Origin of the sequence: Candidatus Palauibacter irciniicola (assembly GCF_965208695.1) — a bacterium.
GTDB classification, from domain to species: domain Bacteria; phylum Gemmatimonadota; class Gemmatimonadetes; order Palauibacterales; family Palauibacteraceae; genus Palauibacter; species Palauibacter irciniicola.
This window is the reverse complement of record NZ_OZ242352.1, coordinates 3,218,981-3,236,061: the sequence shown is the minus strand read 5'-3', so window position 1 is coordinate 3,236,061 and position 17,081 is coordinate 3,218,981. Positions and strand designations below refer to the sequence as shown.

The window sequence follows — 17,081 nt, the reverse complement described above, 5'->3', positions numbered from 1 at the left end:
GCTTCGCGGCTCCCAGGTTCGGCCCCGGACAGGAGACAACGCGACCATGGCGACGACGAACGTTCACGGCACCCGATCCCGGATCGGCGCTCTGCTCGCGCTGATTCTCGCGACCATGGTCCCGGCTCCGTCTCACGCCCAGTCCGGGACCCGGGCGGAGACGGGTACCGTGCAGGGGAGTGTGTCCGATGCGACGGCCACCGCCGGAGTCGCCGGCGCGCAGGTCTTCGTGGCGGGGACGACGATCGGCACGCTGACCGACGGGGAGGGCCGCTATTCCCTCCGGGGCGTGCCGGCGGGAGAGCAGGTCGTCACGGTCCGGTTGATCGGCTACCGGGAGGCCAGCCAGCGGGTCACCGTGACGGCGGGCGAGACGGTCACGCTGGACTTCACCGTCGAACAGACGACGCTGCGGCTTCAGGAGACGATCGTAACCGGAGTGGCCGAGGCGGCCGCCGAGCCGCCCTTCAGCGTGCTGCGAGGCCCCTCGTCCATCAGCACCTCTGTCAGGGGGGCGCGTCTGGCGCACCCCTTATTCAACACAGAGTCGTATGCCCGGATCGAGGAGAACGGCTTCCGCCGCGTCGGCGAGTCGCCGCTCTCCACCTTTTCCATCGACGTGGACCGCGCGTCGTACGCCAACGTCCGGCGCTTCATCCAGTCGGGGGAACGGCCGCCCGTCGACGCGGTCCGGATCGAGGAGATGATCAACTACTTCCCGTACGAGTGGGACGGCGCGGCGGGGGACGATCCCTTCCAGGTCCTCACGGAGGTGTGGGATGCGCCGTGGAAGCCGGAGCACCGGCTCGTTCGGATCGGACTCAAGGCGCCCTCCGTCGACACGGAGGACCTGCCGCCGAGCAACCTGGTCTTCCTGCTCGACGTATCGGGGTCGATGTCTTCGCCCGACAAGCTCCCGCTGCTGAAGAAGGCCTTCGCCCTGCTCACCGAGCAGCTCAGACCGCAGGACCGGGTCGCGATCGTCGTCTACGCCGGCGCGGCGGGACTCGTGCTTCCCTCGACGGCGGGGAACCGGCGCGGCCGCATCCTGGCGGCCGTGGAGCGGCTGGAGGCCGGCGGAAGCACGGCGGGCGGCGCCGGGATCGCGCTCGCCTACGACGTGGCGCGGAAGCACTTCATCGAGGACGGCAACAACCGCGTCATTCTCGCGACCGACGGGGACTTCAACGTGGGCGCCTCCAGCGACGAGGCGATGGTGCGCCTCATCGAGAGGGAACGGGAGAGCGGGATCTTCCTCACCGTCCTCGGCTTCGGCACCGGGAACCTCAAGGACTCGAAGATGGAGGGGATCGCCAACCGCGGGAACGGCAACTTCCACTACGTCGACGGCCTCCTCGAGGCCCGGAAGGTGCTCGTGGAGGAGATGGGAGGGACGCTGTTCACGGTCGCGAAGGACGTGAAGCTGCAGGTGGAGTTCAACCCCGCGCGCGCGGCCGCGTACCGGTTGATCGGGTACGAAAACCGGTTGCTCGCCGACGAGGACTTCAACGACGACACGAAGGACGCGGGTGAACTCGGGGCCGGCCACACGGTGACGGCGCTGTACGAGGTCGTGCCCGCGGGCCTCCCGGTCCCGCGCGGCGTGGATCCGTTGCGGTACCAGCCTGCCGCCGAGCCGACGCCGCCCGTCGAAGCGGCCCCGGGCGCGTTCGAGGACGAACTGCTTTACGTGAAGGTCCGGTACAAGGACCCGGACGGCTCCGAGAGCCGGCTCCTGGCGCATGCGGTCGCGGACCGCTCCCGGTCGCCCTCGCGGAGCTTCCGCTTCGCCGCGGCCGTGGCGGGGTTCGGCATGCTGCTGCGAGACTCGCCCCACGCCGGAGGGCTCTCGCCGGATGATGTCATCTCGCTGGCCGAAGGCGGGCGAGGCGACGATCCGCGGGGCTACCGCGGCGAGTTCATCCGACTCGTGGAGACGGTGCGCGACCTGGACCTGCTCGGAACGGCAGCGGAGGAGGACGACCGGCGCTAACTTGGCGCCCCTTGAAGCTCAATCGACGCATCTCCGGCCAGATCGAACGGCCGGCGGACAAGCGGCGCTACGTCCGCCGGCTGTTCACCGGCGTGGCCGACCGCTACGACCTCACCAACGATGTCATGTCGCTGGGCCTCCACCGCCGGTGGAAGCGCCGGCTGCTCGCCCGGGCCGACCTGCGCCCGGGCCACCGCGTCCTCGATCTCGCGGCCGGCACGGGAGACCTCGCCCGCGGAGCGCTGGACCGCGCCGCGCGGGACGCGTTCGAGATCCGGGTCGTCGCCGCGGATCTCACGCCGGAGATGATGCGCGTGGGGCGCGCGAGACCGGGCCCCGATCTGGCCGGCTGGATCGGAGCCGATGCGCTCCGTCTGCCCTTCCCCGATGGCGCGTTCGACCGCGTCGTCGTCGGCTACGGGCTGAGGAACTTCGCCGGTCTGGATGCCGCGCTGGCCGAGAGCTTCCGCTGCCTGCGACCGGGCGGAAGGCTCGTCTCGCTCGACTTCGGCCACCCGCGCTCCGCGGCGCTGCGCCGCATCTACCTCGGGTATCTCGACGTCTCGACCCGGATCGCGGGTTGGGCGATTCACCGCGACCCGGAGTCCTACGTGTACATTCCCGAGTCGCTGAGGAGGTTTCCGGACCAGCGCGAGATGGCCCGCAGGATGGAAGCGGCCGGGTTCGTGGAGTGCGGCTACGAAGACCTGATGATGGGCACGATGGCCATCAACTACGGAGACCGCCGCTAGCGACGCGGCCGGAAACTCGGGTTAGATGTTGGGGCTGGATTCCGTCTTCCAGACGGTGAACTGGCGCTGGCCGGATTCGCTTTCCTCGAGGCGAACCTTCAACGCATCGCCATCGGTCAGACGCATGTGGTCGCGCATCTCCAACGGAATCGTGATACGACCACCGCTTCCTACGGTGATGTCGCGGTAGTAAAGGACGCGGAAGATCGCCATCTAACCTCCCCATGGAGGGTTGGATTCGGCTGAGCGAGGGGAATCCTCAATATATCGACGGGGCGGCTGCGTGGCGACGGGTCCGGGCAGTCCGTATGATCGGGGCCGTGAATACACCGGCCATTCGCCTGCGGGGCGTCACGAAGCGCTTCGACAAGAAGATGGCGGTCCGCGACCTCGACCTCGAGATCCCGCGCGGATCGATCTACGGGCTCATCGGCCCGAACGGCGCCGGAAAGACCACGACGCTCCGGATCATCCTCGACATCATCGGGCCCGACGCCGGTTCCGTGGATGTCTTCGGCTCTCCCAACGTCGAGGCCATGCGCCAACGCATCGGGTACCTGCCGGAGGAGCGCGGCCTGTACCAGAAGATGACGGCCACCGACCACCTCGCGTTCTTCGGCCAGCTGAAGGGTCTGAAGCGGAAGGAGGCGCTCGCGCGGGCCCGGACCGGGCTGGATGCGGTGGGCCTCGGCGACCGGGCGGACGACAAGGTGGAGACCTTCTCGAAGGGGATGGCCCAGAAGGCCCAGTTCCTCGGGGTCATCCTTCACCAGCCCGACCTGCTGGTGCTCGACGAGCCGTTCAGCGGCCTCGATCCGCTGAACGTCGAACTGTTCAAGCAACTCCTGCAGGAACGTCAGCGGGCCGGGGCCACGATTCTGCTCTCCACGCACCTCATCGAGGACGCCGAGCGCCTGTGCGAGCGCGTGTGCATGATCGCGGGAGCGACCAAGGTGCTCGATGGCCGCGTCCGCGACATCAAGGCTGCGGCGGGGCGGCGCGACATCGCCCTGTCCTTCGAGGGGAACCCCACGTTCCTCGATGCGCCGGACCTCATCGAAGACATCTCCGCGCACGGCACGTACGTGGAAGTCCGCATGCTGGAGGGAGCGGACCCCCAGGCGTTGCTGCGGCGGGCGGTGGACAGCGGCGCCCTGATCTCGCGCTTCGAACTCATCGAGCCTTCGCTGCGCCAGATCTTCATCGAGAAGGCGACCGAGGCCGGCCTCTCGCATGAGGACGAGAGCGAAGACGACGAGGCGGCCGCATGAACCCGTTCACGCCCAGGGTCGCCGCGGTGATCCGCCGGGAGTTCGTGCTGCGCGTGAAGTCGAAGTGGTTCCTCCTCTCCACGCTGGGCCTCCCGGTGCTGATCGTCGGGCTCGGCGGCCTCGCCGGCTTCCTCGCCGTGAGGAGCGCGACGGATGCGGGCGAGGCGCGCCGGGTCATCGGGGTCGCCGACCCCGCGGGGCTCATCGGAGACCTCCTCGTCGAGGAGTTTCTCGCGGACTCGCTCGACGCCGTGCGGGCCGCGGACATGGAGGAGCTTTCGATCGACGAGGCGCGGACGCGGCTCTCCGATTCGTCCTACGACCTGCTCCTGATGATCCCCAGGAGCGCGGGCCGGCGCTCCGCGGAGATGCCGGGCGAAACAGCGGGGGCGAACGAAGGGGAGGGGGACGACGGGCGGACGACGCTGCTCGCGCGGGCCAGCGTTCCCTCCGTCATCGAGGGCTCGGTCCGGGGCGCCCTGCAGCGGGCATCGGTGCGGGCGCGCCTGCGCTCGATCGGCGTGCAGAGCATCGATCCCGGCGCGCTGCTCCAGCGGACTTCGTTCGAAGTCATCAACGTCACGGAGTCCGGCGAAGCGCGGTCCCAGGATATCTACCGGGCGCTCAGCTTCGGCATCGCGTTCTTCTTCTACTTCGTCCTGCTCATCTACGGGCAGATGATCGTGCGGGCGATCCTCGAGGAGAAGCAGTCCGACATCGTCGAGATCATGGTCTCGTCGCTGCGCCCGTGGGAGCTGATGCTGGGCAAGATCGTGGGCGTCGGGGCGGTGGGCATCGCGCAGATGGCCGTCTGGGCCCTGATCTTCGCGCTCGCGGCGGTGTACGGCCTCACCGCGGGGGCCTCCACGCTGGCGGAGGCGGGGATCGACCTCGCGAGCATCGCGGTCCCGTGGGGCGCGCTCGTGCTGATGTTCTTCTTCCTCATCTTCGGCTATCTGCTCTACGCGGGCATGTTCGCCGGCGCCGGCGCGACGATCAGCAACGAGCACGACGCCCAGCAGGTGATGCTCCCGATCACGATGCTGATCATCCTCCCCTTCATCGCGACGCAGGGCGTGATCCAGAGTCCGAACGCCGGCTGGGGCGTCATCCTCTCCCTCGTGCCGTTCTTCAGTCCGCTGGTGATGCCGGCGCGGCTGTTCGCCACTTCGGTCCCGGTGTGGCAGTGGCTCGCCTCGCTGGTGCTGCTGGGAGTCTTCGTCCTCGGAGCGGCGTGGGTCGCGGGCCGCATCTTCCGGGTCGGGATCCTGATGAAGGGCCAGCGCGCCAATCTGCCGCAGGTGCTGCGGTGGATACGCCACGGCTAGCCGTCCACGACAACCGTGACAGGAGCGCTCGGCGAACCTTTCGCCCTCCTCCTCGCCCTCGGCGGCGGCGTCTGCGCCGGGGGGTGCGGGACGGACGCGGACACGTTCGTGCTCGGCGCCACGACCTCCACCTACGATTCGGGTCTGCTCGAACACCTGATCGCCCGCTTCAACGAAGACCATCCAGGGCTCCGGGTGCGCACGGTCATCGCCGGGAGCGGCGAAGCGCTGGAACTGGGCCGGACGGGAGACGTGGACCTCCTGCTCGTGCACGCGCCGGAGGCCGAGGCCCGCTTCGTCGAGGCGGGTCACGCGCCGGGGCGGAGTCCCGTCCTCGTCAACGGATACGTGATTGCCGGGCCGCCCTCGGATCCGGCGCGGATTCGCGGGTCCGCCTCCCCGTCCGAGGCGTTCGCGGCGCTCGCGCGGGGGGAGCACGGCTTCGTCTCGCGGGGCGACAGTTCGGGCACGCATTACCGCGAGATCGCCTTCTGGCGCGAGGCCGGCGCGGCCGCCGCGGGCGCGTGGCACGTGGAGTCCGGGCAGGGACAGGCGACGACGCTACACGTGGCCAGCGAACGCGGCGCCTACGTGCTCACGGATGATGCGACGTTCGCGATGCTGTCGGAGGCGCTCGACCTGGAGGCGCTCGTCGAGGGCCACCCGTCGCTGCGCAACGTCTACTCGCTGCTCGCGCCGCGGGCCGCGCTCCGGCCGGAACGCGCCGCCGTCTTCGCGGACTGGCTGCGCTCCGCAAACGGACGCCGCGCCATCGCGGAATTCCGGGTGCGCGACGGCCCCGAGGCCCTCTTCGCCCCGTGGCCCGGCGACGATCCCGCGAACTAGATTCGGCTCGTGGATCCGCTGCTCGAGGCTCTCCGGCTCATCACGTCGGGTGACCTGTACGTCTGGAACGTCATCCTCCGCTCGCTGCAGATCAGCGGATCGGCGCTCCTCCTGGCGATGGTCATCGGACTCCCCATCGGGATCGCGGTCGGGCTGACGCGGTTCCGGCTTCGCCTGCCCCTGGTCGCCGTGATCAACGCGGGGCTCGCCTTTCCCCCCGTCGTGGTCGGCCTCGGGGTCTTCCTCGTCCTGTCGCGGGCGGGCCCGCTCGGCGACCTGCAACTCCTCTACACGCCGGCCGCCATGATCGGCGCCCAGGCGATCCTCGCGGGGCCCTACATCGCCGCGGTAAGCCTCGCCGCGGTGGAGAACATCCCCCGGGACATCTCGCTCCAGGCGCGGGCGCTCGGCGCGAGCCGGTGGCAGGCGATCGTCCTGCAGTTGCGGGAAGTGCGGACGTCGCTCGTCGCCGCGGTGGCGGCGGGGTTCGGGGCCATCATCAGCGAGGTCGGGGCGGTGATGATGGTGGGGGGCAACATCCTCGGAGAAACCCGGGTGATGACGACCGCGATCGTGCTGGAGACGCGGCGCGGCAACTTTGACGTCGCGATCGCCATGGGAATCGTCCTCATGCTCATCGCCCTGTGCGTGAACGCGGTGCTCCTCCTGCTCGGCCGGCGCACGATCCGCCGCGGCCAGGCCGCGTGAACGCCGCCGTCCGCCCGCTTCTCGGCGGTGTCGGCCTGCGCCGCGTCTACGGCGCCAGGACGGCCGTCGAGGTGGATCGCATCGAACTGCGGGAGGGCGAGATGCTCGCGGTGTTCGGGCCGAACGGGGCCGGCAAGTCCACCTTGCTGCGCCTCCTCGCCATGCTGGAGAAGCCGGACGCCGGAGAGGTCACTTTCCGCGGCGGATCGGGGCGGGCGGCGGAGCGGGCGCTGCGGGCCGCGTCCGCCGTCGTGTTTCAGCGCCCCCACTTCTGGAGCGATTCCGTCGAGTACAACGTCGGGCTGGGCCTGTCCCTGCGCGGCGTGCCCCGCGCCGAATCGCGCGCCCGTTCGCGCGCCGTGTGCGAGCAACTCGCGATCTCGCACCTGCTGGGAGCCCCGATATCGCGGTTGTCCGGAGGAGAAGCGCAGCGCGTGGCGCTCGCGCGGGCGCTGGTTCTGGACCCGGAGATCCTTTTCCTCGACGAGCCGACGGCGAATCTCGACACCGATTCACGGCTCGATCTCCGCCACGACCTGGAGCGTGTCGCCCGGGAGCGGGCGACGAGCGTCTTTCTCATCACGCACGACCGGGGCGAGGCCTTCCACCTCGCGGACCGGGTCGCCGTGATCCGAGACGGGAAGCTGGTCCAGACGGGTACGCCGAAGGAGATCTACGAGAATCCCGCGGACGTCTACACGGCCCGCGTCACCGGGGCGGAGTTCACGATCGCCGGCGTCGTGACGCGGGCGCACGAGCGCATGGTCACGGTCGACATCGGGGGCGCCTCCCTCGTGACCCTGGGCGAGGCGGCGCCGGGCACGCCCGTGAAGATCGCCTACCGGCCGGAAGACCTCGTCCTCGGCCCCCCGGACGTCCCGCCGGCGGATCTGAGCACACGCAACCTGGTCGTCGCGACCGTGGAGGAACGGCGAGACATGGGCGGGCTCGTGCGGCTGCGGCTCCGCGGTCCCGTCGAACTCGTCGCCCTCGTCACGCTCGACGCCGCGGAGGAACTCGGCGTCGACCGGGGAGTGCGCGTCGCGGTGCGCGCGAAGGCCACGGCGCTGCATGCGTTCGCGGCGGCCCCGGCGGCGGCTCCGCCCGGCCCGGCCACATAGCGGGCTGCTACGGCGAACGCCGCCTTATCCCGGGCCCCGTCCAGATGACGATGGCGCCGCAGCGCCCTACGGCCCCGCCGAACTCGGCCGGCAACTCGCTCGGGCCTCGATAGACCTCGATCCCGGCGATCTCGGACGGCGTGACGAAGTTGTCGATCGAGTCGCCGCCCCCGCCGTCGCGGATCACGCGCACGCCGTCCAGGTAGACGTTCGCGTTCTGGCACCCGTACTCGGCGCGACTGCTCAGGCTCGGCGCGCCCCGCGTCATGCGGATCGTGCAGTTGTTGTTCGCGCCTCCGGTGCACTCGGTGCGCACGCCCGGAATCCGTCCCAGGTAGTGCGTGACCCGGATCGCGCCGGCGTCCTGGATGTCGTCCCGCGTGAGAAACACCCCTCCGCCGATCGCCTCGCCCAGTTCACGCCGGTCGTAGAATCCCTGCAACTCCAGTCGTTTTTCCCGCAACGCCGTGACGACGATGGGCGCGAGTTCGATCGGGTCCACGCTGAGTTCGAAGTCCACCTGCACGGTCCGGTCGCTGGGGAGACGCACCAGCTGGTCCAGGGGATCGAAGGTGAGGTGATCCACGGTCACGCGGTACATCCCCGGACTGAGGTCGGTGAACATGAAGCGGCCGCTGCCGTCGGTCATCCTCTGCCGGTCCTCCGCCAACAAGGTGTCCGAGAGAACGACGTTCGCCGCTTCGATCGGACGCCCGGAACGCCGATCGAGCACCCGGCCCACGATCCGGCCCGGCACCGTGAGCAGGCTGGCGAGCACGCCTTCCTCCACGCCCAGGAGGATGTCCCACCCGGCGGGGGGGCCCGGTTCGATGCTCACCCGCGTCGGCTCCGTGCGGAAAGACGGGAACCCCGCGGTCACCGTGAGGTCTTCCAGCGGCGGAAGGCCGCAGAGGACGTATACGCCCTCGCCGTCCGCCTCCACGGAGACGGTGCGCTGCCGTCCCTCGCCTTCGGTCCAGGTCGCGGAGACCGTGGCCCCCGGAAGGAGGATGCCCTGGAGCGTATCGCGGACGATGCCCGCGAGACCGGTGAGGGACGGATCCATCTCCGGCGGACACGTCACGAAAGTCCGCGGAGGCGTCGGGGACGGGCTCTGCGCGGCCAGGCGGGATCCGGCCGGGGTCAGGATCGCGGCTGCCGCCAGAACGCAGGACGCGGCCCGGTAACGGGCCCTTCTCCGAGCCTGCGTCTCCGACCGACTCTCTCGCTGTGTTCGCATCCCGCGGTCTCCGCCGCTACGTCGCCAAGCCACGCGTGGAAGGTAACGCGGGCACCGGTATTGCGAGAGCCTCCCGCCCGCTGTCACTCTTTCGAGGGTTCTTCGGCCGCGGAGTCTCGTTTTGCAAAACGTGGGAAACCGGCAAGCGCGCCGCGCGATCGGCGTCGTCTGCATCCTCTCCGGATTGTCCGGCTGCCTGAATCTCGGGGTCGGCGTCTCCCCGACCGTGGGGAACATGCTCACGTCCGTGGTCAGCGAGGGATCCGCCCTGCCCGAGTTCGCGCGCGCCGCCGGAGGGCCCGGATCGATGCGCGTTTCGGGCCAGATCGTGGGCCGGCTGCGGTGCGACTACCTGTCCCCGGATCTGCGGGAGGTGGACGGCGGACTGGAACTCGTCGTCACGATCGTGTCGGGCCGGCAGGGCTGCAACAGCCTTACGCCCTCGACCCTCTCCTACGTGGCGAACATCTACAACGTCGAGCCCGGGTCCTGGTCGATTCTCGTGGAGCATCGCTACGAGGGCGTGGACGGAACCCCCGGAGAGCGGCTGTACGACGTCGTCACCGTGAACTAGGACCCGGCGGGGACGGTCCGCTCCCCGGAGGGTCACTCCAGAGGCGCCGAGCGGGAATGGAGCCCGAGAAGATCCGCGTCGCTCATCCCGGCCAGGGCGCGCGTCGCCTCGGCCACGCTGCGACTCTCGTGCGACAGCCAGCGCGGCGGCTCGAAGGGATCCTCGAGGCATACGAAGTAGATGCGGGCCGCCTGGGGCGTATTCGGCTGGCCGCCCGAGACGTAGGCTTCCCAGCGGACCATCCCTCCGTCGAGGAAGGTGCGGGAGAGCGCCTTCTTCGGATCCACCCTCGCGCCGCTCACACCTTCACCGAGCGCGCGAGCAGTGCGCGGAGTCCCGCCTCGTCCATCTCGGTCACGGCCTGCTTCGGCACCTTGGAGATGCCCGGCGGCGCCTGGTTGTAGCGCTGGGGAATCGTGATGTCGTCGCGGTTCCGGAACATCACGAGCAGTCGGGGCGACTGTTGCGTCGTGCCCGAGAAGATCGAGAACTCGGCCTCCCAGGTGGCCCCCGACTCGCTCTTGAACCGGGTTCGGGCGCTGTCCGCGGCCCCATCCATCCGGAAGATCAGTTTCTTCAGAAGCGACATGGGCGCCACACTAGGCGAGTCGGGGTTGGACCGCCAGCCTGAAGGCTTCCGATGCGGGCGCGAAGCTGCGACCTTGCATTGGATTCGAGCCCGGCGGGGGGTTTCCGGCCACCCGTCGGCCACGCAAGGAGAACGTCATGATGCACCGCCTTCGCTCGGCGACGATCGTCTTCCTGCTCACCGTTCTCGTCCTTCCGTCCGCCGCCGCCGGTCAGGACGCGGGCGTCATCGATGCGTTCTCGCGGCAGATCGCGGCGGACGTCGAAGCGGACGGCATCGGCGGGATCACGGCGGCGGTCTTCAAGGGAGACCAGGTGCTGTGGGCGCAGGGGTTCGGCTGGGCCGACCCGGCGAACCGCGTGCCGGCGGGAGTGCGAACGATCTACCGGACCGGATCGATCTCGAAGTCGGTGACGGCGATCCTGATGGCGGACCTGGTGGAGGAGGGGACGGTCGCGCTCGATGACGCGGTGGTGGACTACCTGCCCGAGGCCACCGGCTTCGGGGACCCGCCGGCCGGCATGGAGCCGATCACGTTCCGGCAGTTGGCCAGCCACACCGCCGGCCTCATCCGGGAGCCCGAACTCGAGGGCGCCGCGGCGGGGCCGATCGAGGACTGGGGATACAAGATCCTCGCCTCGATCCCGCACACGCGGTTCTACACGATGCCCGGCACCCAATACCAGTACTCGAACATCGGGTACGGCGTGCTCGGCTACGCCCTGCAGCGGGCCGCCGGCACGTCCTTCATGGACCTCGTCGAGGACCGCCTGTTCGAGCCGCTGGGGATGCGCTCCTCAGCTTTCATCGTCGGCCCCGACCTGTGGCGGCGGGTCTCCGTCGGCTTCGCGAACGGAGGCGACGGCGCGGTGAACGCCGACTTCCCCGCGCTCGAGCACGAGGGGCGCGGATACAAGGTGCCGAACGGCGGCGTGTACGCGACCGTCGGCGACCTCGCGACGTTCGCGGCCGCGGTCATGGGCATGACCGAACACGAACTCCTGGAGCCGGCGACCCGACGGGAGGTCATGACGGTCCAGACGCCCGAGGACCCCGACGCGGGGTACGGACTCGGGTTCTCGATTCGCCCCGTCGCGCTCGAGGGCGGCCGCGACGTCCGGTTCGTCGGCCACGGCGGTTCCGTGGCCGGGTACAACATGTACCTCGTGTTCGAGCCCGAGAGCGGCTACGGCGTCGCGCTCGGCCGCAACTACAACAGCGGCGCCACCAGTCTCGGCGAGGCCGGGAACGGGCTCCTCAGGGCGCTGCTCGAGGCCGGCGGTTGAACGGCCGCGCGCCGCTCCTCGCGCCGGCAGCCGCTCTCGCGCTGGCGGCGGCCGCTCTCGCGCCGTCGACGGCCGCGGGACAGGAAGAGGAAGAGGAGAGGATCCTCCGCGCCTGCCAGCAACTCGGGCAGGCGGAACTCGAGGTCGGCATCGAGGGCATGATCCGGGACGATGAGAGCCGGGTCCCGCTGCCGGGGGCGACGGTGCTGATCCGTTACGAGGCCCAGCGCGGGATGCCGACGCCGGAGGACGTGCGGGTGGAAGCGGATGAGCGAGGGCGATACCAGGTCTGCGGCCTCGAAGCGTTCCGGGAGATCCGGGTGCGCCCGAACTACCGGTCCCGGCGCGGGAAGGAGCGCAAGGTCGAACTCGATCGGTCGCAGTTCGTCGACCTCGAGGTGGACATGGGGGACGCGGCCTTCGTCGTCCTCTCCGTCGTGGACGCCGCGGACGGGCGGCCGGTGGCGGGCGCGCAGATCGACTTCTCCCCGCTGCCCGTCGCCGGGGTCACGGATACGCTCGGACGCGTGGCGTTTCGCTCGATGCCGCCGCTCACCTACGGCCTGCGCGTCGCGCACATCGGCTACGCGCCCCTCGAGACCGAGATCAACATCCTCACGGACCAGCGCGCGGAATTCCGCGTCGAACTCAACACGCGGGCGATCGCGCTCGCGCCGATCGAGGTGCGGGTGACCGGCCGCGACCCGTTCCTGCTCACGTCCGGGTTCTATGAGCGCCGCCAATCCATCGACGAGGGCTACTTCGCGACCCATCCGGAAATGGACCAGTTCATCCACCTCGGGCAGGTGTTCCAGTTCAAGCGGGAACTCTCCATCCGGTACCGCCGGAACCAGCTCATCCTCCTCAACGGACGGCCGGCCAGCCGCCTCGGGTTCAATCGGAGAAACCTGAGCGAACTGAAGTTCGACACCGTTCGGGGCATCGAAGCGTACAGGTGCAGCGAGGCGCCGCCGGAGATCATGAACCAGGTGCCGAACACCATGCTCCTCACCGACTGCAACCTGATCGCGATCTGGACGTACTGACGATTCCTTGAGCGACATCGGCCGGCCCGAAGGGGAAACTGCGGCTCCCGGCCGTTCCCGAGTGTGGGAAACGGTGCGGGCGCTGTTGTGGGGTACGCAGGAAGACTTCACGTCCGGGAGCCTGAACCGCGGCGTGCTCCTGCTCGCCATCCCGATGGTGCTCGAGATGGCGGGGGAGTCGCTGTTCTTCCTCGTGGACATGGCGGTCGTCAGCCGACTCGGGGCCAACGCGCTCGCCGCCATCGCGCTCACCGAAGCGATGCTGGCGGTCATCTACTCGGTCGCGGTGGGACTGGCGATGTCCACCACGGCGATGGTCGCGCGCCGCACGGGCGAGAAGGACGAGCGCGGGGCGGCGACGGCCGCGGTGCAGGCGATCGTGCTGAGCGTCGGCATCGCCGCGGTCCTCGGGATCGCGGGCGCGATCCTGGCCCCGTGGCTGCTCCAAGCCATGGGCGGATCACCCGAAGTCGTCGCCCAGGGCACCACCTACGCCCGCATCCAGTTGGGCGGGATGGTCGTCATCATCCTCCTCTTCGTGAACAACGCGATCTACCGGGGAGCGGGCGACCCATCGATGGCGATGCGGTCGGTGTGGCTGGCGAACGGGATCAACATCGTGCTCGATCCCGTGCTCGTGTTCGGCCTCTGGATCTTCCCCGAACTCGGGCTCCCGGGCGCCGCCGTGGCCACGACGACGGGGCGCGGGATCGGGGCCCTGTACCAGTTGTGGCACCTGTCACGCGGCGAGCGCATTCGGGTGCGGCGGAGCGACCTTCGGGTTCGCTGGCCCGTGATCGGGCGGCTCGCGCGCGTGTCGGTCGGGGGCGTGGGACAGATGCTCGTAACGCAGGTCAGCTACATCATTTCGATCCGGTTTCTGTCGGAGTTCGGGACGATCGCCCTCGCGGGCTACACCATGGCGATCCGCGTGGTCATCTTCATCATCCTCCCCGCCTGGGGCCTCGCGAACGCCGCAGCCACGCTCGTGGGCCAGAACCTCGGCGCCGGGAAGCCCGACCGCGCCGAGCGGGCCGTCTACCTCACCGGCTTCTGGAACATGCTGTTCATGGCCGTGGTGACGGTGGTCTTCGTGGCGTTCCCGGGGCCGATTCTGGCGCCGTTCGCCCCGGATCCGGAGACGCTCGACGTGGGCGTGCGTGCGCTCCGGATCATCAGCTACGGGTACATCTTCTACGCCTGGGGCATGGTGACGATGCAGGCCTTCAACGGCGCGGGCGACACGGCGACGCCGACGTGGATCAACATCGGCGTGTTCTGGTTCTTCCAGCTTCCGGTCGCGGCGCTGCTTGCGTTCAGCGCCGGGTGGGGCGAGACGGGCGTGTTCTGGTCGTTCGCGATCGCCTACTCGCTGTCGGCCGTCGTCGGCCTCTCGATCTTCCGCCGCGGCCGCTGGAAGCAGAAGGTGGTGTAGCTTCCCTGGCTGCGGCCCGCTAGGCGGTGCAGCGCGTCCGGCCTGCCGCTCCCTTCGACCGCAGGCCGATCACGACGCTCGCCTGCTGCCCCGCGGCGAGTTCCACCTCCCGGGATTCGACCGGGGGCTGGCTCTACGGAGTCGGGTGCTCCGTCCGCAGTTGGGCATCCGGGGCCAGTTGGACGACGCGCACGATCGGATAACCCAGATCGTGCGTGTCGACGTAGGCGATGAGGCCGTCCGGGCCGAACGCGTCCGGGATTCGGAGTCCTCCCGGCTGGATCGTGCCCAGGTAGCGGGCGTCGGGCGTCACGATGTCGATCGGCCCCTCCTCGTCGGGTAGCGGGGTCCGCGCCACCCACAGCCGATCTTCGAAGTCCACGGCCAACGCATCGATGGCGGGGACGACCTGGGCGAAGGTCATCCGTTCGATGCGGGCCTGGAACGCCTCTCGCAACTGACTCGCGAAATCGTCAGGCATGCGGATGTCCGGGCGCCCCGAAATGGACAGTGTCGTTGCGTCCCCGGACCCTTCGAGCTCGGCCAGGCGGCGCTCCCGCTCCGCATCCCGGACGGCACTCGTCACCGGGATCGGGGAGAGTGGCCGTTCCAGAATCTCGCCCACGATGCCGTCCTCGCCGATCAGCTTGATCCGGTACCCGGAGGAGTCGACGACGGCGAGTCGCCCGTCCGAGAGCGCGGCAAAATGCAGCCCCGGATCGAACGCCCTCACCGGGCTGAGATTGAAGGAAAAGCTGCCTCCGCCGGCTTCGGCCGCGTCTCCAGTGGGCGGCGGCGGCTCCCAGGCCGTGTAGAGCAACTCGCGAGTCCCTTCCGGCCGGTAGCGTGCGATGGGGCGTCCGGGTTCGTCTCCCGTTCCGCCGACGGAACTGCTTACGGACATCGACTCCGCCGTCCCGCTCACCACGAACTCGCGGTTTGTGATGATGCTCCCGTCGGAGAGCCATGCGCCCACGCCCGTGGGCGCGCCCTGCGTCGGATCGAAGGGCGCCGATTCCGCATATGCGCCCTCCGGCGTGAAGAACTGAATCCCGCTGCGCCCGCCGTCGAACACGGCGAGACGACCGTCGGCGAGCAGGGATATCGATTCGGGGTCGGTGAGCTCGCCGGGGCCTTCGCCCTGCCGGGAGATGGTTCGAAGGTAGGTCCCGTCCCGGTCCAACACGACGATGTGCCCCGCCTGTTCGTCCAGGATGAAGAGATCGCCCGCCTCGTTGAAGACCAGGTCCCGAAGCGATGGACCCGAAGATCTCCCAGTCTTCCCCATCCATGGAACCGGCAATCCAGCGCGATTCATACGCCGGAGCGATCGTGAAGTCGGGACCGTCCAGGGCCCCCGACCCGCCGGCAGGCGTCCCGCCTTCGCCATCGCCCCCGCACGCGGCCAGGAGACAGAGCCCCGCGCCGGACAGGGAATGACGCCAGGTTCGTTGGATCATGGGTTCCTTCCGGGTGAGGTGCCGTCGTCCGCTCCAAAGGAAACCGTCACCCCACGGATGGTTGGCTGGCGGGGCCCGCGGGCCCCGCCGGCTCGCGCTAGATCACGTGGAAGGTCACCCACTGGGAGACCCAGACGGCGGTCGGTTCACCCCGGTTGCTTGCGGGGCGGAACCGCATCTGCTGGGCGACTTCCGAGGCGGCGCGGTCCAGGGCCTCGTTGCCGCTGGTCGTCTTGATCTCGTGGTTGACCACGGCGCCGGTCAGGTCGACGTAGATCCACAGCTCAACCCGGCCGCCGATCCCTGCATCCATCAAGTTCCTCGGATAGGCTCTCTCGAGTATCTGCTGGATCTCGCCCGTGTTCTGAAGCATGGGGGGCGTGTCGTACGCGACGAAGGTCGGCCGCTCCGCCGGCGAGACTCTCTCGTCCGGGGGGTACAGCGGGCTCGCCTCGATTTCGAGACTCTGATCGGCGTCGGCCGCCGGAGCGGGGGCATCCATCTGCGCCTCGGGCTGCGGGACACCCAGGACGAGAATGATGGCGAGCGCCGCCACGCCCGTAGCCCCCAGGGTTCTCGGAATGCGGAGCCGCGCCAGCGGTTCGGTCATGCGGCGCAGCCGCTGCTCCACGGCCGGCTTGCGCTCGGCGAAGGCGGCCGCGGCCAGCAGGGGCGCGGAGACACGGCCGCCGACCGTGATGAGGGCGTCCGCGTAGTCGCGCGGGGACTCGCCCCGCTCCAGGACGCGACGGTCGCAGTCGAACTCGATTGCCAGCCGCAGCCGGGAGAGTTGCCACCACAGGAAGAGGTTCCACGGCATCAGCACGAGGGCCGCGACCGCAACGGCGAACAGACGGTGGTCGCCGGCGCGTTGGTGTTCCCGCTCGTGCAGGAAAACCAGGCGCAACAGCCTGTCATCGAGTTCGGGGATCCACCTCGGCATCACGACGATGGGGCGCCGGATGCCGACCACGGCGGGGCCCCGGCCATCCGCGATCAAGACCGGCGATCCGAGGACGCGACCCGGGGTCCACGTGCGCATCTCCAACCGCAGGCGCCGGTACGCCCGCCCGAGGTGGAAGAGCATCCCCACCACGAGCAATACCCAGACCCCAGCCGCGAGCGCGCTCAGCGCGCCGGCGTCGAACCACGCCGCGGGGTCCGCCGCCCCGGCCGCGGCGGGCGCGGAGGCCACGACCACCGCTTCACTCAACTCCACGAGAGGGCCCCACGGCGACGCGCCAAGTCCCGGGAGGAGGCCGGGCGCGAGAAACGCCGCGAACGGAAGCGTCACGGAGCCGACGACCGCCGCGAACCAGCCCCAGCGCACCGGCTTCCTGAAGTGACCCAGCGCCCGCTCGGTCGCGAAGGCGGCCAGGGCGAGGAGTCCCGAAATCAACAGGCAGTATCCGATCCAGGCGATGACCATGTC

General features: G+C 69.7%; 17 protein-coding genes. 11 read left to right on the top strand and 6 right to left on the bottom strand.

Going from position 1 to position 17,081, the window contains the following annotated elements:
- Positions 1–46 precede the first annotated feature (46 nt).
- Together ACOGI9_RS13975 and ACOGI9_RS13970 are read left to right on the top strand one after the other, a co-directional pair.
- Complete coding sequence (locus ACOGI9_RS13975; protein ID WP_419857721.1) at positions 47–1,993, top strand: YfbK domain-containing protein; 1,947 nt, start codon at positions 47–49, stop codon at positions 1,991–1,993.
- Positions 1,994–2,004: 11 nt separating this feature from the next.
- The gene (locus ACOGI9_RS13970; protein ID WP_419857720.1) at positions 2,005–2,745 is read left to right on the top strand and encodes a ubiquinone/menaquinone biosynthesis methyltransferase; all 741 of its coding nucleotides are present in this window, start codon (positions 2,005–2,007) and stop codon (positions 2,743–2,745) included.
- Positions 2,746–2,766: 21 nt separating this feature from the next.
- On the opposite strand, the gene ACOGI9_RS13965 is transcribed toward ACOGI9_RS13970, so the two are convergent.
- Positions 2,767–2,958: an AbrB/MazE/SpoVT family DNA-binding domain-containing protein gene (locus ACOGI9_RS13965; protein WP_310776036.1), complete on the bottom strand. Its 192-nt coding sequence runs from the start codon at positions 2,956–2,958 to the stop codon at positions 2,767–2,769.
- 107 nt (positions 2,959–3,065) lie between these two features.
- On the opposite strand from ACOGI9_RS13965, the gene ACOGI9_RS13960 reads away from it, so the two are divergent.
- Genes ACOGI9_RS13960 through ACOGI9_RS13940 form a run of 5 tightly spaced genes read left to right on the top strand, consistent with a single transcriptional unit; the run spans position 3,066 to position 8,019 of the window.
- Complete coding sequence (locus tag ACOGI9_RS13960; protein WP_419857719.1) at positions 3,066–4,016, top strand: ABC transporter ATP-binding protein; 951 nt, start codon at positions 3,066–3,068, stop codon at positions 4,014–4,016.
- Positions 4,013–5,344: an ABC transporter permease gene (locus ACOGI9_RS13955; RefSeq protein ID WP_419857718.1), complete on the top strand. Its 1,332-nt coding sequence runs from the start codon at positions 4,013–4,015 to the stop codon at positions 5,342–5,344. The genes ACOGI9_RS13960 and ACOGI9_RS13955 overlap by 4 nt, the downstream gene beginning before the upstream one ends.
- Positions 5,345–5,359: 15 nt before the next feature.
- Positions 5,360–6,190: a substrate-binding domain-containing protein gene (locus ACOGI9_RS13950; protein ID WP_419857717.1), complete on the top strand. Its 831-nt coding sequence runs from the start codon at positions 5,360–5,362 to the stop codon at positions 6,188–6,190.
- Positions 6,191–6,199: 9 nt separating this feature from the next.
- Positions 6,200–6,898 (top strand): ABC transporter permease, encoded by a 699-nt coding sequence (locus ACOGI9_RS13945; RefSeq protein WP_419857716.1) that lies wholly within the window; start codon positions 6,200–6,202, stop codon positions 6,896–6,898.
- Positions 6,895–8,019, top strand: coding sequence for an ABC transporter ATP-binding protein (locus ACOGI9_RS13940; RefSeq protein ID WP_419857715.1), 1,125 nt, complete (start codon positions 6,895–6,897; stop codon positions 8,017–8,019). The genes ACOGI9_RS13945 and ACOGI9_RS13940 overlap by 4 nt, the downstream gene beginning before the upstream one ends.
- Positions 8,020–8,026: 7 nt before the next feature.
- Here the strand turns inward: ACOGI9_RS13940 and ACOGI9_RS13935 are convergent, their stop codons facing one another.
- A complete protein-coding gene (locus tag ACOGI9_RS13935) occupies positions 8,027–9,085 on the bottom strand; it encodes a carboxypeptidase regulatory-like domain-containing protein (RefSeq protein WP_419857714.1) in 1,059 nt (352 codons plus the stop codon).
- Between the two features lie 295 nt (positions 9,086–9,380).
- Here ACOGI9_RS13935 and ACOGI9_RS13930 point away from each other — a divergent pair, with 295 nt between their 5' ends.
- Positions 9,381–9,833, top strand: a complete 453-nt coding sequence (locus ACOGI9_RS13930) for a hypothetical protein (protein WP_419857713.1) — start codon at positions 9,381–9,383, stop codon at positions 9,831–9,833.
- 32 nt (positions 9,834–9,865) lie between these two features.
- Here ACOGI9_RS13930 and ACOGI9_RS13925 read toward each other — a convergent pair whose 3' ends face one another.
- The gene (locus ACOGI9_RS13925; protein ID WP_419857712.1) at positions 9,866–10,135 is read right to left on the bottom strand and encodes a hypothetical protein; all 270 of its coding nucleotides are present in this window, start codon (positions 10,133–10,135) and stop codon (positions 9,866–9,868) included.
- On the bottom strand, positions 10,132–10,422 hold the full coding sequence (locus ACOGI9_RS13920; RefSeq protein WP_419857711.1) for a hypothetical protein: 291 nt from the start codon (positions 10,420–10,422) through the stop codon (positions 10,132–10,134). The genes ACOGI9_RS13925 and ACOGI9_RS13920 overlap by 4 nt, the downstream gene beginning before the upstream one ends.
- 137 nt (positions 10,423–10,559) lie before the next feature.
- Here ACOGI9_RS13920 and ACOGI9_RS13915 point away from each other — a divergent pair, with 137 nt between their 5' ends.
- The 3 genes from ACOGI9_RS13915 to ACOGI9_RS13905 all read left to right on the top strand — a co-directional run bounded on the left by ACOGI9_RS13915 (position 10,560) and on the right by ACOGI9_RS13905 (position 14,189).
- Positions 10,560–11,708 carry a serine hydrolase domain-containing protein gene (locus ACOGI9_RS13915; protein ID WP_419857710.1) on the top strand — a complete coding sequence of 383 codons (1,149 nt, stop codon included), beginning with the start codon at positions 10,560–10,562 and terminating at the stop codon, positions 11,706–11,708.
- A complete protein-coding gene (locus tag ACOGI9_RS13910) occupies positions 11,705–12,754 on the top strand; it encodes a carboxypeptidase regulatory-like domain-containing protein (protein ID WP_419857709.1) in 1,050 nt (349 codons plus the stop codon). Before ACOGI9_RS13915 ends, ACOGI9_RS13910 begins: the two co-directional genes overlap by 4 nt.
- A 73-nt stretch (positions 12,755–12,827) precedes the next feature.
- A complete protein-coding gene (locus tag ACOGI9_RS13905; RefSeq protein WP_419857708.1) occupies positions 12,828–14,189 on the top strand; it encodes an MATE family efflux transporter in 1,362 nt (453 codons plus the stop codon).
- A 133-nt stretch (positions 14,190–14,322) separates the two neighbouring features.
- Here ACOGI9_RS13905 and ACOGI9_RS13900 read toward each other — a convergent pair whose 3' ends face one another.
- Both ACOGI9_RS13900 and ACOGI9_RS13895 read right to left on the bottom strand, forming a co-directional pair.
- The gene (locus ACOGI9_RS13900; RefSeq protein ID WP_419857707.1) at positions 14,323–15,477 is read right to left on the bottom strand and encodes a 6-bladed beta-propeller; all 1,155 of its coding nucleotides are present in this window, start codon (positions 15,475–15,477) and stop codon (positions 14,323–14,325) included.
- Positions 15,478–15,746: 269 nt separating this feature from the next.
- A complete protein-coding gene (locus ACOGI9_RS13895; protein ID WP_419857706.1) occupies positions 15,747–17,078 on the bottom strand; it encodes a TonB family protein in 1,332 nt (443 codons plus the stop codon).
- Positions 17,079–17,081: the final 3 nt, after the last annotated feature.